Source organism: Streptomyces sp. NPDC028928 (assembly GCF_055564915.1).
In genome coordinates this window covers 160,742-174,732 of sequence record NZ_JBVHVI010000016.1, presented here as the reverse complement: position 1 = coordinate 174,732, position 13,991 = coordinate 160,742, and the positions used below count along the sequence as shown (strand labels likewise).

The window sequence follows — 13,991 nt, the reverse complement described above, 5'->3', positions numbered from 1 at the left end:
CCCCCCCCCCCCCCCCCCCCCCCCCCCCCCCCCCCCCCCCCCCCCCCCCCCCCCCCCCCCCCCCCCCCCCCCCCCCCCCCCCCCCCCCCCCCCGCGCCCGGCCTACGCGGACTGGCCCGCCGGTACGCTCTCCGGCTCGTCCGCCGACTGCCCGGCCGCCCTGCGGGAGAGCAGGGCGACGACGGCGAGGGCGGCGAGGGAGACCGCGGTGAGCAGCCACATGGCGGCCTGCATGCCGTGGCTGAAGACCGCGCCGAAGACCCGGTCGACCTCGGCGGGGGAGAGCGAGGTCCTGTCGGCCAGCACCTCGGTGGCGTGCTCGGGATTGGTGACCACGGAGTCGGTCCAGGAGCCGGTCGCCTGGCCCCGGCTGGTCAGCTCGGTGGTCAGCCGGTCGGAGGCGAAGGAGCGGAAGAGGACCACGGAGGCGGCCAGGCCGATCGCGCCGCCGAGGTTGTGGAAGGTCCAGGAGGAGCCCACCGCCAGACCCGCCTGCCGCTCCGGCACGGCCGACAGCGCGGAGACCGTCGCCGGGCTGAGGACACAGGCCCAGCCGATACCCATCGCGACGAGCGCGACCGCCAGCTGGACCAGGGAGGTGCCGGCGCTCAGCCGGGTCTGCAGGAGCGCGGAGACGGCGAAGGCGACGAAGCCGGCCCCGAGCAGCGGGCGCGGCCCGAACCGGTCGATCAGCCGGCCGATGAACGGCGACAGCACCGCCATCACCGCCGTGCACGGCAGCAGCAGGGCGCCGGTGGCGTACCCGTCCATGCCGCGCACCGTGCTCAGGTAGAGCGGGACCAGGAAGAGCACGGTGGTGTAGAAGCAGGCCAGCGCGAAGTCGGAGGAGAGCGCCGCGACGAAGGCCGGCTTGCGGAACAGGCCGAGGTGGAGCAGCGGGGCGCTGCTGCGACGCTCGACCACGGCGAAGGCGATCAGGGCGACGACGGCGAAGCCGGCGAGACCCAGGGTCGCCGCGCTGGTCCAGCCCCAGGTGCCGCCGAGGGTGAAGGCGAGGACGGCGGCGGGGATGCCGAGACCGGACAGGGCGAGCCCGGGCCAGTCCAGCCGGCCGGTGGCCGTCTCGTCGCGTGACTCGCGGACGCTGAAGGAGCACACCGCGAGGGCGATCACGACCAGCGGCACGTTGATCCAGAAGACCCAGCGCCAGCCCGCCGCCGACACCAGGACCCCGCCGAGCAGCGGGCCGATGGCCAGACCGAAGCCGTTGACGCCGTACAGGGCGCCCATGGCCCGGCCGCGCTGCTCGGGCGGGAAGGCGTTCTGCACGATGGCGCCGGTGGAGGTGTACAGGACGGCGCACGCGGCGCCCTGCAGGAACCGGAAGGCGATCAGCCAGCCGGTGCCGGCCGCGGCCCCGGCCCCCAGGGAGGCCAGGCCGAAGACGACGGTGCCGGCGTAGAGGACGCGTCGGCGGCCGTGCGCGTCGGCCAGCCGCCCCATGGCCACCATGAACATCGACAGGGCGACGATGAACATGTTGACGATGAGCTGCAGCTCCGCCACCGAGGCCCCCAGATCGGCCTGGATACGCGGTGCCGCGGTGTTGACGATGGTCAGGTCGATGCAGCCGAGGAAGCTGATCAGGCCCACACCGACGAAGGCCCACCATTTGCGGTCAGTTGCTGCTGGAATCACGGAGTGCGTCCTCTGCGCCGGATTGTGTACGGTCAGGCGGCCGTCGGGGAGGCAGCCGCCCGCTTCTTGAACTTGAGGGAGAGCCAGCCGCCCTTGCCCGGGTATTCCCCGGCGACGAAGAGCCGATGAGTTTCGGCCATGGCGGCCGTCATGGGCTGTGGGTACACGACATGGTCGTATCCCTGGTGCGCCCACATCGGCTGGATGATCGGGCATTCCTCGATGAGGTAGGACAGGCAGTTCTTGAATGCCTGCTCGGTGTCGGTGTCCGGGTCGCGGGCCACCATCCGGTCGATGAACTTCTGAATCGTGGCGTTCACCGCGTGGTGGTATTCGCGGTTGTCCCGGTAGGCCTCCTCGACCCGTTGCAGAAAGCGCGGGTAATCCGGGTCCTGTAATGCCTCGTCCCAGCGGAGCACGTCATTCGGCACGGTCAGCCCGCCGAGGATCTTGCCGTTGCGCTCCAGCCATTCGTCGCCTTCGCGCAGGGCCCGGCGACGGGCTTCCACGGGGTCCGTTCCGAGGTAGTTGGTGCGCTGCAGGGTGTCCGCCACCGCGATGGTCACCTGGCCGAAGCCGGTGCGGTTGAGCAGTTCCACGGTGGCCCGGAGTTTGTCGCCCTCGTGGTAGCGCTGGCCCACGCTGATCAGCAGGATGGTCCGGCGGCCGGACAGGTCGGTCTCCCTGCCGGCCTGCCCGAAGCTCGCCTTGGTGCGTCCGTCGACGATGTGCTCGGTCATCGTGGCATCAGCTCCACAGCACGAGCGGCCGGTCGTCGCCGTGGTAGCCGATGAAATGCCCCAGGGTGACGCGCGGCTGGTCACCGGAGGGACGCACCGCGTGGATCTGCCTCGGGTTGAGCAGCAGCAGGTCACCGGGGGCCGGCTTGAACACCGTGCGGGGCGGGCCGATCTTGTCGCGGTCGATGCCCCAGGTGCGCTCGCCGCGCAGCCGGTCGTACTCGTCCTCGGTCGGCTCGATTCCCCACAGCTCCAGCTCGCCGCCGGTCTGCGGGATGTTGATGTAGATGTTGACCGACAGCTGGGCCTTGAGGGAGTGGCTGGACTCCGCGGGCAGGTTGCGTTCGAGGGCGTCGGTGTGCGGGTTGAGATCGACGTCCTTGTCCTGGTAGCGGCAGATGCCGACGAACGCCTTGCGGCCGTCGAGCTGCAGCAGGTCGGCGCCGGGGCCCCAGGCCTCCTCCAGCAGCAGCCGCAGGACGTCGCTGGGGCAGGCGTACGGCGCGAACAGATCGCGCATGCGCTGGATGTTGTCGCGGGCTTCCGCGTAGTACCGGTCGCGGGATTCCTCGTCGCTGATCTCGGAGAAGGCGAAACCTATTCGCTTGAACTCGTTCGCCTGGCTCAGTCCGCCCCGCTCGGGATGGTCCAGCAGTTTTTCCCGCGCCTTTTCCAGGGCGACCTGGGGAATGAACTGCGGAATGTGCACCGCGAGGCAGGTCCCGTCGATGACGGATTGGATGTCGGTGTGTGACAGAGCGCGGGCGGTCGTTTCCCTGATTTCGGGCATGGCTGACCCCTCAGCGTGCGTGAAGGTGATGTGCCGCACCACAGCGGCCTGACGGGTGCCTATTGCACTCAGTGGGCAACGGACTGGTCAAGCGTTGGATAGATGGCAGGGGAAACTATCGGCGGGTGGCTTGGATTCGCTCCCAGCGCCGGCCTGCTCGATGCCTCTGGCATATGCCAAAGGCGTTAATTTAGTTTTGAATTAGTTTACAAACAAGAAACATAGTAGGCTCTACTTTGTAAACACGGAGGACGCGGGGGCGTGTGACGCCGGCTCGGGCCGCGGATGCCCGTACGTCTCGGACCTCGCCGAGCAGGCCGGACCGCAAGGATTCGGCACCGGGAAGTAAGGACCGACCACCTCTTCCGTCCCTTATGGGTGGTATGCGGGACGGTCGGATCGGTCGGCGGAGGCCGGATCGTGGCCGAAGTCGTATCCCCTGAACGGGCCTTAACCGGCCGCTTGACCCGTCCCCGCCGCGTTCGGCCAGCTCTGGGCGTTGGGCCAGCCCGTCGCGGGTGCCGGGGTCAGGCCGGTGGCCGGGGCCGGGGCCGTCATCCCGCGGACCTGGGCCGCGGTGAGCCCGCCGCGGGCCGGGACACCGGGCGGGGTGGGCGCGAGGGCCGCGGCGGGGGCGGCCGGGACGGGCGCGGGAGTCATCGCTGCGGGAGTCATCGCTGCGGGGGCTGTCGGTGCGGGCGCAGGGGCCGCCGGAGTCGGCGCGGGCACAGGTGCCGGGGCGGGCACGGGAGCCGGGGCCGGCGAGGGCGCCGGGGCGGCTGAGGCTGCGGGTGCCGGTGCGGCTGCGGCTGCGGGGGCGAAGGCCGGCTGCGGGGCCGGGGCCGGGGTCGGCATCGGCTGGGCTGCCGCCGGCATCGGCATCCCGCCGCCGGCCGGCGTGACGGCGGCGGGGAGCGGCATGCCGGTGCCGGCGGCGGGAGCGGGGCCGGCCGCGGTGAGCCGCATCCCGGCCCCGTTGGTCTCACTGACCAGCCGGTCGACCGCCGCCGTACCCGAGCTGTAGCTGGTCCCGGTGCCCAGCTCGGGTACGGCGGCTCCCCTCCTGGACCCGTAGAGCACCTGTTCCAGGCCGGACACCAGGCGACGCACGTCCACCTGGGGGCGCACCACGAGCCGCAGGAAGCGGCTGGAGGATCCGATCTTGTTGCCGCACTCGCGGACCAGGATCCGGTGCTCGGTGAGCATCCGGTCCCGCACCACCGTGCCCTCGGCGCCGACGGGCAGCCGCACGAAGAGGAAGTTGCCCTGGGAGGGGTAGACGGTGAGGCCGGGGAGCGCGGAGAGGTGGCTGGCCATCTCCAGGCGGTCGCGGCGGACCTGCTGGAGGCTCTGGGCGTACTCGGGCCCGTGCTCCTTCAGCATGAACACCACGTGCTCGGCGAAGGAGTTGAGGTTCCACTTCGGCAGCATCGAGCGGACCTTGCCGGCGATCGCCGGGTTGGCGACGAGGTAGCCGAAGCGGATGCCGTGCAGGCCGAAGTTCTTGCCGAGGCTGCGCAGGACGATCACGTTGGGGCGGAGCATGGCCTCCTGGACGACGCTCGGCTCGGTCTCCGCGTCGGCGAACTCGAGGAAGGACTCGTCCACGATCACCAGATCGAGGTCCGCCATGGCGTCCATGAACTGCACGATCTGCCGGCGGCGCAGATAACCGCCGTCCGGGTTGTTCGGGTTGCAGATCACGGCCACCCGGGTGCCCCGGGCGCGGATGAACTCGGCGTACTGCGCGAGGTCCAGGGCGAAGCCGTTCGCCTCCTGGAGCGGGAACATGTCGACCCGCTTGCCGGTCTCCATCGGCTGGTCGGTCCAGCGGCCGAAGGTGGGCACGGGGACGGCCAGGGACTCACGGACGAGGAGGTGGTCGATCCAGGTGATCAGTTCCGTGGAGCCGTTGCCCATCGCCACGCACTGCGGCGGGAGCTGGAGCAGTCCGCACAGCTCGCCCGTGATGGTGTCGGCGCTGCTCGGGTAGTACGTGACGATCTCGCGCAACCGGGTCGCCATCTCCTCGAACATGGCGGGCGTCGGGAAGTACGGATTGCACGGGATGCAGAAGTCCACCGGGCCGGTTCCGTCGCCGCCCTCCCGCGTCAGCGCCGCCATGGAGGGGCTGTGCGCGGCGGTGCCGCGGAACAACGAGGTGACGTTGCCGGCCAAGGGAACCTCCGTTCAGGGTGGCCCGTGCGGGGGAGCACGGGCCACCCTTCAGTACGGAGGCTCAGGCGCCGTCGTTCAACTCAGGCGCCGAAGCGGTGGATTGTCGTCGTCCGGTAGGTCTGCCCCGGCCGCAGCACCGTCGACGGGAAGTTCGCGTGGTTCGGCGAGTCCGGGAAGTGCTGCGTCTCCAGGCACAGGGCGTCGCCCTGCCGGTAGGTGCGGCCGCCGGTGCCGGTGAGCGTCCCGTCGAGGAAGTTGCCGGAGTAGAACTGCAGCCCCGGCTCGTTGGTGGCGATCTTCAGGGTGCGGCCGGAGCGCGGGTCGCGCAGGGTGGCGATGTGCTCGGGCCTGGCCGTGGTCCCCTTGTCCAGGACCCAGTTGTGGTCGTACCCCTTGGCCTGCACCTGCTGCTCGTGGCCCGCCCGGATGTCCCGTCCGATCGGCTTGGCGTGCCGGAAGTCGAACGGGGTGCCCGCGACCCTGGCCAGCTCACCGGTGGGGATCAGACCCGCGTCGGTGGGGGTGTACCGGGAAGCGGCGATCGTCAGCTCGTGGTCCTCGATCGTGCCGCTGCCCTCGCCGGCCAGGTTCCAGTACACGTGACTGGTGAGGTTGACGACGGTGGCCTTGTCGGTGGTGGCCTCGTAGTCGATGCGCCAGTCGCCGTGCCGGGTGAGGGTGTACGTCACCTTCGTCCGGAGCGTGCCCGGGTAGCCCATCTCGCCGTCGGCGCTGGTGTAGTGCAGGCGCAGGCCGACGTCTGTGCCCTTGGTGAACGGCTCCACGTCCCACACGTGCTTGTCGAAGCCCTTGGCCCCGCCGTGCAGGCTGTTGACACCGTCGTTCACGGAGAGCTGGTACGCCTTCCCGTCCAGCGTGAACCGGCCCTCGCCGATGCGGTTGCCGTACCGGCCGATCAGGGCGCCGAAGTACGGGCTCTTCGCGACGTAGTCGGCGAGGTTGTCGAAACCGGCGACCACGTTGGCGTACCGGCCGTGCCGGTCGGGGAGTTCCAGGGTCTGGACGATGCCGCCGTAGGACAGCACCTTCAGCCGGGTGCCGCCGTTCTCCAGCGACCAGCGGTACACCTTGGTGCCGTCGGCGAGCGTACCGAAGAGTTCCTTCACCGGCCTGACTCCTCCCGGACCGGTTGCGGCCTGGGCGCTGCCCGTGCCGAGGGTGGTGGCGGCGAGACCCGCCGCGGCTGCTCCCGCGATGACCGTGCGTCTGTTCAGTTCCATGGGTGCGGCTCCGTTTTCTGGGCGCTTACGAACCGGACTTGCGCTTGTTCCACACGTCGAACCCGACCGCCACCAGCAGGGCGAGGCCCTTGATGACCTGCTGCCAGTCGGTGCCGACGCTGAGGAGGTTCATGCCGTTGTTCAGCACGCCGAGGACGAGGCCGCCGATGATGGCGCCGAGGACGGTGCCGACACCGCCGCTCATCGACGCGCCACCGATGAACGAGGAGGCGATCGCCTCCAGTTCGAAGTTGACGCCCGCCTTCGGCGAGGCCGCGTTCAGCCGGGCGGCGACCACCATGCCCGCCAGGGCCGCGAGCACGCCCATGTTCAGGAAGACGTAGAAGGTGACCTTCTTGTCCTTCACACCGGACAGCTTGGCCGCCGGCAGGTTGCCGCCGATCGCGTAGATGTGCCGGCCGAAGACCGCGTTGCGCATGACGTAGCCGTAGCCGACGACCAGCGCGCCGAGGATGATCAGCACGATCGGGGCGCCCTTGTAGCTGGCGAGCAGCAGGGTGAGGGCGAGGATCGCGGCGACCAGGGCGGTCAGCTTGAGCAGGAACAGCCGGGTCGGCAGGACGTCCAGGGAGAACTCCTGCTGGCGGCGGCGGTCCCGGAACTCCTGCCAGAGCACGGCGGCGATCAGGACGAGTCCGAGCAGCAGGGTGAGGTTGTGGTAGTTGGTGTTCGGGCCGACCTCGGGCAGGAAGCCGTTGCCGAGCTTCTGCAGGCCGTCGGGGAACGGGCCGAGGGTCTGGCCCTTGAGGAGGATCTCGGTGAGGCCGCGGAAGAGCAGCATCCCGGCGAGGGTGACGATGAAGGACGGTATGCCGAGATAGGCGATCAGATAGCCCTGGATCGAGCCGGCGACCGCGCCGACCACCAGGCACAGCACCAGCGCGACCGGCCAGGACACCCCGTGCTGCACGGTCAGTACGGCCGCGAAGGCGCCGACGAACGCCGTGAGCGAGCCGACCGACAGGTCGATGTGCCCGGCGATGATCACCAGCATCATGCCGATCGCGAGGACCAGGATGTAGCTGTTCTGCAGCACCAGGTTGGAGACGTTGCGCGGCAGCAGCAGGTCCCCGTCGGTCCAGATCGCGAAGAGGACCACGATCAGGCCGAGCGCGATCAGCATGCCGTACTGGCGCATGTTGCGGCGCAGTCCGGCCAGCATCAGGCCGAGCAGTCCCCCGTCGGCAGCCGGTCCGCTCCTGCCCGGCGGCGCGGGGGCCGGGCTCTTGGCGGTCACATCCGTGCTCATCGCGTTACCTCTTTGTCCTTCGTCATATGGCGCATCAGCACTTCCTGCGTGGCCTCGGCCCGCGGCACCTCACCGGTCAGCCGCCCGGCGGCCATCGTGTAGATGCGGTCGCACATGCCGAGCAGCTCGGGCAGCTCGGAGGAGATGAAGACGACCGCCTTGCCCTGGGCGGCGAGCTGGTCGATGACCGTGTAGATCTCGTACTTGGCGCCCACGTCGATGCCGCGGGTCGGTTCGTCGAGGATCAGCACGTCCGGACCGGCGAAGATCCACTTGCTGAGGACGACCTTCTGCTGGTTGCCGCCGGAGAGCTTGCCCACCGGCTCGAAGACCGTGGGCGCCTTGATGTTCATGGACTTCCGGAAGCCCTCGGCGACCTGCCGTTCCTCGTGCTCGTCCACCACACCCCGCTTGGCGACCTTGTCCAGCGCGGTCAGCGAGATGTTCCGGTTGATGGTGTCGATGAGGTTCAGGCCGTAGTGCTTGCGGTCCTCGGTGACGTACGCGATGCCGTGCCCGATCGCCTCCGCCACGGTCTTCGTACGGATCTCCGTGCCGTCCTTCAGGACGGTGCCGGCCGCGTACCGGCCGTACGTCCGCCCGAAGACGCTCATCGCGAGTTCGGTGCGGCCCGCGCCCATCAGGCCCGCGATGCCGACGATCTCCCCGCGGCGCACGGTCAGCGACACGTCGTCCACGACCTTGCGCTGCTGGTCGATCGGGTGGAACACGGTCCAGCCGCGGATCTCCAGCGCCGGTGCCGCGCCCTCCTCCGGCTGGTGCGGGCTGCGCTCGGGGAAGCGGTGGTCGAGGTCGCGGCCGACCATGCCGGCGATGATCCGCTCCTCGGTCGTCTCCGGCGCCTTCACATCGAGGGTCTCGATGGACCGGCCGTCCCGGATGATCGTCACCGAGTCGGCGACCTTGCGGATCTCGTTGAGCTTGTGGGAGATGATGATCGAGGTGATGCCCTGGTTCTTCAGCTCCAGGATCAGATCGAGGAGCTTGTCGCTGTCCTCGTCGTTCAGAGCCGCCGTCGGCTCGTCCAGGATCAGCAGCTTCACCTGCTTGGACAGTGCCTTGGCGATCTCCACCAGCTGCTGCTTGCCCACGCCGATGTCGGCGACCCGGGTCTCCGGGTGCTCGTCCAGACCGACCCGGCGCAGCAGCGCGGTGGCGTGGCGCAGGGTCTCGCGCCAGTTGATGAGTCCGCGCGTGGCGTGCTCGTTGCCGAGGAAGAGGTTCTCCGCGATGGACAGGTGCGGTACGAGTGCCAGTTCCTGGTGGATGATGACGATGCCGTGCTGCTCGCTCGCCCGGATGTCCTTGAACTGGCAGGTCTCTCCCTCGAAGAGGATGTCCCCCTCGTAACTGCCGTGGGGGTGGACGCCGGAGAGCACCTTCATCAGGGTGGACTTGCCGGCGCCGTTCTCCCCGCAGATGGCGTGGACCTCGCCCTGCCGGACGGTCAGGGTGACGTCCGACAGCGCTTTGACACCGGGAAAGGTCTTGACGATCGAGCGCATTTCCAGGACGGGTCCCGCCATGGTCGTGCCTTCCAATCCGTAGGAAATGGGCGGGTTACTTGAGGTCGCCCTCGGTGTAGTAACCGCCGTCGACCAGGACCTTCTGGTAGTTGGACTTGTCGACGCTCACCGGCTGGAGCAGGTAGGCGGGCACGACCTTGGTCCCGTTGTCGTAGGTCTTGGTGTCGTTGACCTCGGGCTTCTTGCCCTTCAGGGAGTCGTCCATCATCGAGGCGGCGACCTCGGCGAGCTTGCGGAGGTCCTTGTAGACGGTCTGCGTCTGCTGACCGGAGATGATCGACTTCACGGAGGCCAGCTCGGCGTCCTGGCCGGTGATGACCGGCAGCGGCTTGCTGCCCGAGCCGTAGCCGTCCGACTTCAGCGCGGACAGGATGCCGATGGAGATGCCGTCGTACGGCGAGAGGACCGCGTCGACCCGGCCGCTCTTGTAGGACGAGGTGAGGATGTCCTCCATGCGCTTCTGCGCGGTGGTGCCGTCCCAGCGCAGGGTGACGACCTGGTTGAGCTGGGTCTGCCCCGACTTGACGACCAGCTGCTTCTTGTCGATGTACGGCTGGAGCACCTTCATGGCGCCGCCGAAGAAGTACTTGGTGTTGTTGTCGTCGTTGGAGCCGGCGAACAGCTCGATGTTGAACGGGCCCTTCTTGCCCTTGCTCAGCCCGAGCTTGTCCACGATGTACTGGCCCTGGAGGGTGCCGACCTTCTCGTTGTCGAACGAGGCGTAGTAGTCGACGTTCTCGGTGCCGAGGATCAGCCGGTCGTAGGAGATGACCGGGATGTGCGCGTCCGCGGCCTCCTGGAGGACGTTCTTCAGGGACTTGTTGTCGATCGCCGCGACGATCAGGCCCTTCACGCCCTGCGTGATGAGGTTCTCGATCTGCGAGACCTGGGTCTCCGGGTTGTCCTCGCCGTAGACCAGCTTGGTCTTGTAGCCCTTGGCCTCCAGGTCCTTGACGACGTTCTTGCCGTCGTTGATCCAGCGCTCGGAGGACTTGGTCGGCATGGCGATGCCGATGGTGGCGCCCTTGACGTCGCCCGTCTTCTCCTTGCTGCCGCCCTCCCCGCTCTGACCGCAGGCGGTGAGGGTGAGGGCGAGCGAGGCGGCTCCGGCTATCGCGGCGAGTGCGGCTCTGCGGTTGCGCATGGGGATCAGTCCTTGTTCTTCTCGTCGTTGAGAGGGGTCACACGGGGAAGCGGTTGAGGGTGCCGGGGAGACGGGAGCCGAGCGGCGCCATGTCGCCGTCCGCGCCGTGCCGGGCGAGCAGGTCCAGGGCGAGCCGGCCGCGCCGCACCCGCTCCCGGGCGGTGTCCAGGGTCACGTCCCTGAGGTGGGTGCCCCACGGGTAGATGCCGGGGGCCTTGGACAGGCCGAACTTCAGGTAGAGCGGTGCGCCGCGCCGGATCAGCTCGGCGACCTCGTACATCCGGACGTAGCCGCCGAGGTCGTCGGGGGCCTCGATGTACATGTCCATGGGGGCGCCGGAGACCCGGCGGATCTCGGTGAGGTGGTCCAGCGTCAGATCGCTGGGCACGTTGACGGAGTCGGCGCCGAGCCGCTCGTAGACGGCGTACGAGGCAGGGTTGACCGGGCCGATGAGCGCGGAGACCTTCAGCGTGGTGTCGGCCGGGATGATCCCGGTCTCGCGGGCCCGGTGCAGCGTCCACAGCACGCCCTCGTCGGCGACCAGCAGGCACTTGACGCCCAGTTCGGTGGCCCGGACGGCGTCCTCGACACAGCCGGCGACGGCGTCGTGGCCCCGGGCGCGCAGTCCGGCCCCCCGCGAGTCGGACCGCACCGAGCCGCCGATGTCCCAGGTGCCGCGCGGGCCGGTGAACAGGCAGAGTTCGATGTCCCGTTCGTTGGTGGCGTCGACCATCTCGGTGATCTCGGCGTCGGTGAGCATCCACACACCGCTGCCCTGGCTGATCCGGTGGATCGGCACATCGAGGCGGGAGGCCTCCTTGAGGACGACCGCCAGCGCTTCGGGACCCTCGCACGAGGGGATCTCGGTGCGCCAGCGGCCGCCGCCCGGGAAGGTGTGGGCGGAGGCGTCGGCGGGGTCGAGTGCGGGCGCGCCGAGGCCGAGTGCGGCGAGCACCTGCTCGCCGGGCCTGCGGGCTGCCGGGGCGGAAGCGTCGGTCACAAGCTGTCCTTAGGGTCCTGGGTGTTCGGTATTTCGGACAAGGTTCGCGGCTCTGGGTAGGGAAAAGCGCTGGGTGTACGCCGGTCAGGGCGCCGTCAGGTCGCGCCCTGACCGGCGTACGGTTCAGGGGCGGAGCAGCACCTTGCCCACCTTGGGATCGCCGGCCCCCACCAGCTCGATGGCCTGCGGGAACTCGGTCAGCGGCACCTCGTGCGTGACCAGCGGCAGCGGGTCCAGCAGCCCGGCGCCGAACACCCGCACGGCGTGCGCCCAGGCGTCCGGCGGAGCCCCGAAGACGGTGTGCACCTCCAGCTGCCGTACGACGAGATCGGTCGGGTCGAGCCCGTCCGCGCCCGGCGCCGGGATCCCGGTGAGGACCAGGCGCCCGCCGCGCCGGAGCAGCGCGGCGGCGGTGCGGGCGGCGGAGGCCGAGCCGGCGGTCTCGATCACCACGTCGAAGTCGTCGGGCAGCTTCTGGTCCTTCAGCCGGAAGTCGCTCGCCCCGAACTGCCGGGACAGCGCCTCGCGGTCGCCCCTCGTGCCCACGACGAGCAGCTCCACCGGCGAGACCGCCTTCAGGAACTGCACGGCGAACATGCCCAGGGTGCCCGTGCCGACCACCGCGACCCGCTCGCCCGGCCGGGCGTCCGCCTTCAGCGCGGCGGCGGCGATACAGGCCGCCGGCTCCAGCAGCGCGGCGGCGGTGAGGTCGGCGTCGTCCGGCAGGACGTGCAGCAGCCGGGCGGGCAGGGTGAGCGTGGCCGCCATGGCGCCGGGCTGCGTGAACCCGGTCTCCTCGTACCCGGCCGTGCACAGCGTGGTCTCGCCCGCGTGGCAGCGGTCGCAGACCTGGCAGTTGCGGAAGCCCTCGCCGACGACCTTGCGGCCGACGAGCGAGCCGGGCACCCCGGCCCCCACCGCTGTGACCGTCCCCGACCACTCGTGTCCGGGTGTGAGCGGATACCGCACATACCCTTCCGGGCGGTTGCCCTGGTACACCTCGCGGTCACTGCCGCAGATGCCGGCCGCGTGCACCGCGACCAGCGCCTCGCCGGGACCGGGCTGCCGAGGCGTGTGGGGCTCGACCCGGTGCACGCCCGGCGCCTCGATCAGGACCTGGGAGCTCACTTCGTGGCCTTCGGCTTGCGCTGCTCCCAGCCCTCGGCCCACAGGTCGAACCGGGCCTGCTGCTGCGGGAACTCGGCCGCCGCGTCCACGTCCAGTTCGACACCGAGACCGGGCGCGTCGGAGAGGTGGAAGCAGCCGTCCTCCGGGTTCACCTGCGGCGCCCCCTTGACCACCTTCTTGATCTCCGCGTCCGCGAAGTCGTTGAAGTGCTCGAGGATCTTGAAGTTCGGCGAGGTGAACCCGACCTGGAGGGAGGCGGCCGTGAGCACGGACCCGCCCACGTTGTGCGGGGCGACCAGCATGTAGTGCGTCTCGGCGGTGGCGGCCAGCTTCCGGGTCTCCCAGATGCCGCCGATGTGACCGACGTCGGGCTGGATGATGTCCACGGCCTGGCTGTCGAACAGCTCGCGGAACTCGATCCGGTCGTGGATGCGCTCACCGGTGGCGACCGGGATGTCCACCTTGGCGGCGACCTTCTCCAGCGCCTTCAGGTTCTCCGGCGGCACCGGCTCCTCCAGCCACGCGGGCTTGAAGGGGGCCATCTCCTTGGCCAGCCGGACGGCGGTGGCGGGGGAGAAGCGGCCGTGCATCTCCAGCATCAGCTCGGCCTCGGGGCCGATGGCGTCCCGTACGGCCTCGATCAGCGAGACGGCGTACAGGGTCTCCTTGTGGTCCAGCTCGAAGTGCCCGGTGCCGAACGGGTCGATCTTCAGCGCCTTGTAACCGCGCTCCATCACCCCCTGCGCGGCCTTGTGGTACGCCTCGGGCGTTCGCTCGGTCGTGTACCACCCGTTGGCGTACGCCTTGACCTTGTCGGTCACCTTCCCGCCGAGCAGCTGCCACACCGGCACGCCCAGGGCCTTGCCCTTGATGTCCCAGCACGCCATCTCGACGACCGCGATGCCGGACATGACGATCTCGCCCGCGCGGCCGTAGTCGCCGTACTTCATACGGCGGACCAGGTCCTCGACGGCGAACGGGTCCGATCCGAGAATGTGGTTGGCCTCGGCCTCCCGGAGATAGCCGATCAGCGCGTCGGTGTGCCCGAGCATCCGGGTCTCGCCGACTCCCGTGACCCCCTCGTCGGTGTGCACCTGGACGTAGGTCAGGTTGCGCCACGGCGTGCCGACCACGTGCGTGCTGATTCCGGTGATGCGCACGGCAGTTGCCCCTCAGCTGTTCGAGATTTCGTCACACGTTCGAAATGCTGGCGTGACAGTAAGGATGGTCCGGCGGGGGTGTCAATGGGTCGAACAGGTAACGGTTTCGGCAAGGCTTTCGAGAAGTCTTTCGA

11 protein-coding genes are annotated in these 13,991 nt (G+C 69.6%); all 11 read right to left on the bottom strand.

Going from position 1 to position 13,991, the window contains the following annotated elements:
* Positions 1-102: 102 nt before the first annotated feature.
* Entirely contained in the window at positions 103-1,659 is a 1,557-nt protein-coding gene (locus ACZ4U1_RS33475; RefSeq protein WP_467907927.1) for an MFS transporter, read from the bottom strand.
* Between the two features lie 32 nt (positions 1,660-1,691).
* A complete protein-coding gene (locus ACZ4U1_RS33470) occupies positions 1,692-2,399 on the bottom strand; it encodes a tRNA-dependent cyclodipeptide synthase (RefSeq protein ID WP_467907926.1) in 708 nt (235 codons plus the stop codon).
* A 7-nt stretch (positions 2,400-2,406) separates the two neighbouring features.
* Positions 2,407-3,189, bottom strand: a complete 783-nt coding sequence (locus ACZ4U1_RS33465; RefSeq protein WP_467907925.1) for a 2OG-Fe(II)-dependent halogenase WelO5 family protein — start codon at positions 3,187-3,189, stop codon at positions 2,407-2,409.
* Between the two features lie 450 nt (positions 3,190-3,639).
* A complete protein-coding gene (locus ACZ4U1_RS33460) occupies positions 3,640-5,367 on the bottom strand; it encodes a pyridoxal phosphate-dependent aminotransferase (protein WP_467907924.1) in 1,728 nt (575 codons plus the stop codon).
* A gap of 80 nt (positions 5,368-5,447) precedes the next feature.
* The gene (locus ACZ4U1_RS33455; protein WP_467907923.1) at positions 5,448-6,608 is read right to left on the bottom strand and encodes an aldose epimerase family protein; all 1,161 of its coding nucleotides are present in this window, start codon (positions 6,606-6,608) and stop codon (positions 5,448-5,450) included.
* A 25-nt stretch (positions 6,609-6,633) separates the two neighbouring features.
* Positions 6,634-7,878, bottom strand: coding sequence for a multiple monosaccharide ABC transporter permease (gene mmsB / locus ACZ4U1_RS33450; RefSeq protein WP_467907922.1), 1,245 nt, complete (start codon positions 7,876-7,878; stop codon positions 6,634-6,636).
* Positions 7,875-9,425: a multiple monosaccharide ABC transporter ATP-binding protein gene (gene mmsA / locus ACZ4U1_RS33445; protein WP_467907921.1), complete on the bottom strand. Its 1,551-nt coding sequence runs from the start codon at positions 9,423-9,425 to the stop codon at positions 7,875-7,877. Before mmsA ends, mmsB begins: the two co-directional genes overlap by 4 nt.
* 34 nt (positions 9,426-9,459) lie before the next feature.
* Entirely contained in the window at positions 9,460-10,569 is a 1,110-nt protein-coding gene (gene chvE / locus ACZ4U1_RS33440; RefSeq protein ID WP_467907920.1) for a multiple monosaccharide ABC transporter substrate-binding protein, read from the bottom strand.
* Positions 10,570-10,606: 37 nt separating this feature from the next.
* Positions 10,607-11,569 carry a hypothetical protein gene (locus ACZ4U1_RS33435; protein WP_467907919.1) on the bottom strand — a complete coding sequence of 321 codons (963 nt, stop codon included), beginning with the start codon at positions 11,567-11,569 and terminating at the stop codon, positions 10,607-10,609.
* A gap of 123 nt (positions 11,570-11,692) precedes the next feature.
* Positions 11,693-12,697 (bottom strand): zinc-dependent alcohol dehydrogenase, encoded by a 1,005-nt coding sequence (locus ACZ4U1_RS33430; protein WP_467907918.1) that lies wholly within the window; start codon positions 12,695-12,697, stop codon positions 11,693-11,695.
* Complete coding sequence (locus ACZ4U1_RS33425) at positions 12,694-13,857, bottom strand: mandelate racemase/muconate lactonizing enzyme family protein (protein WP_467907917.1); 1,164 nt, start codon at positions 13,855-13,857, stop codon at positions 12,694-12,696. The genes ACZ4U1_RS33430 and ACZ4U1_RS33425 overlap by 4 nt, the downstream gene beginning before the upstream one ends.
* Positions 13,858-13,991 lie beyond the last annotated feature (134 nt).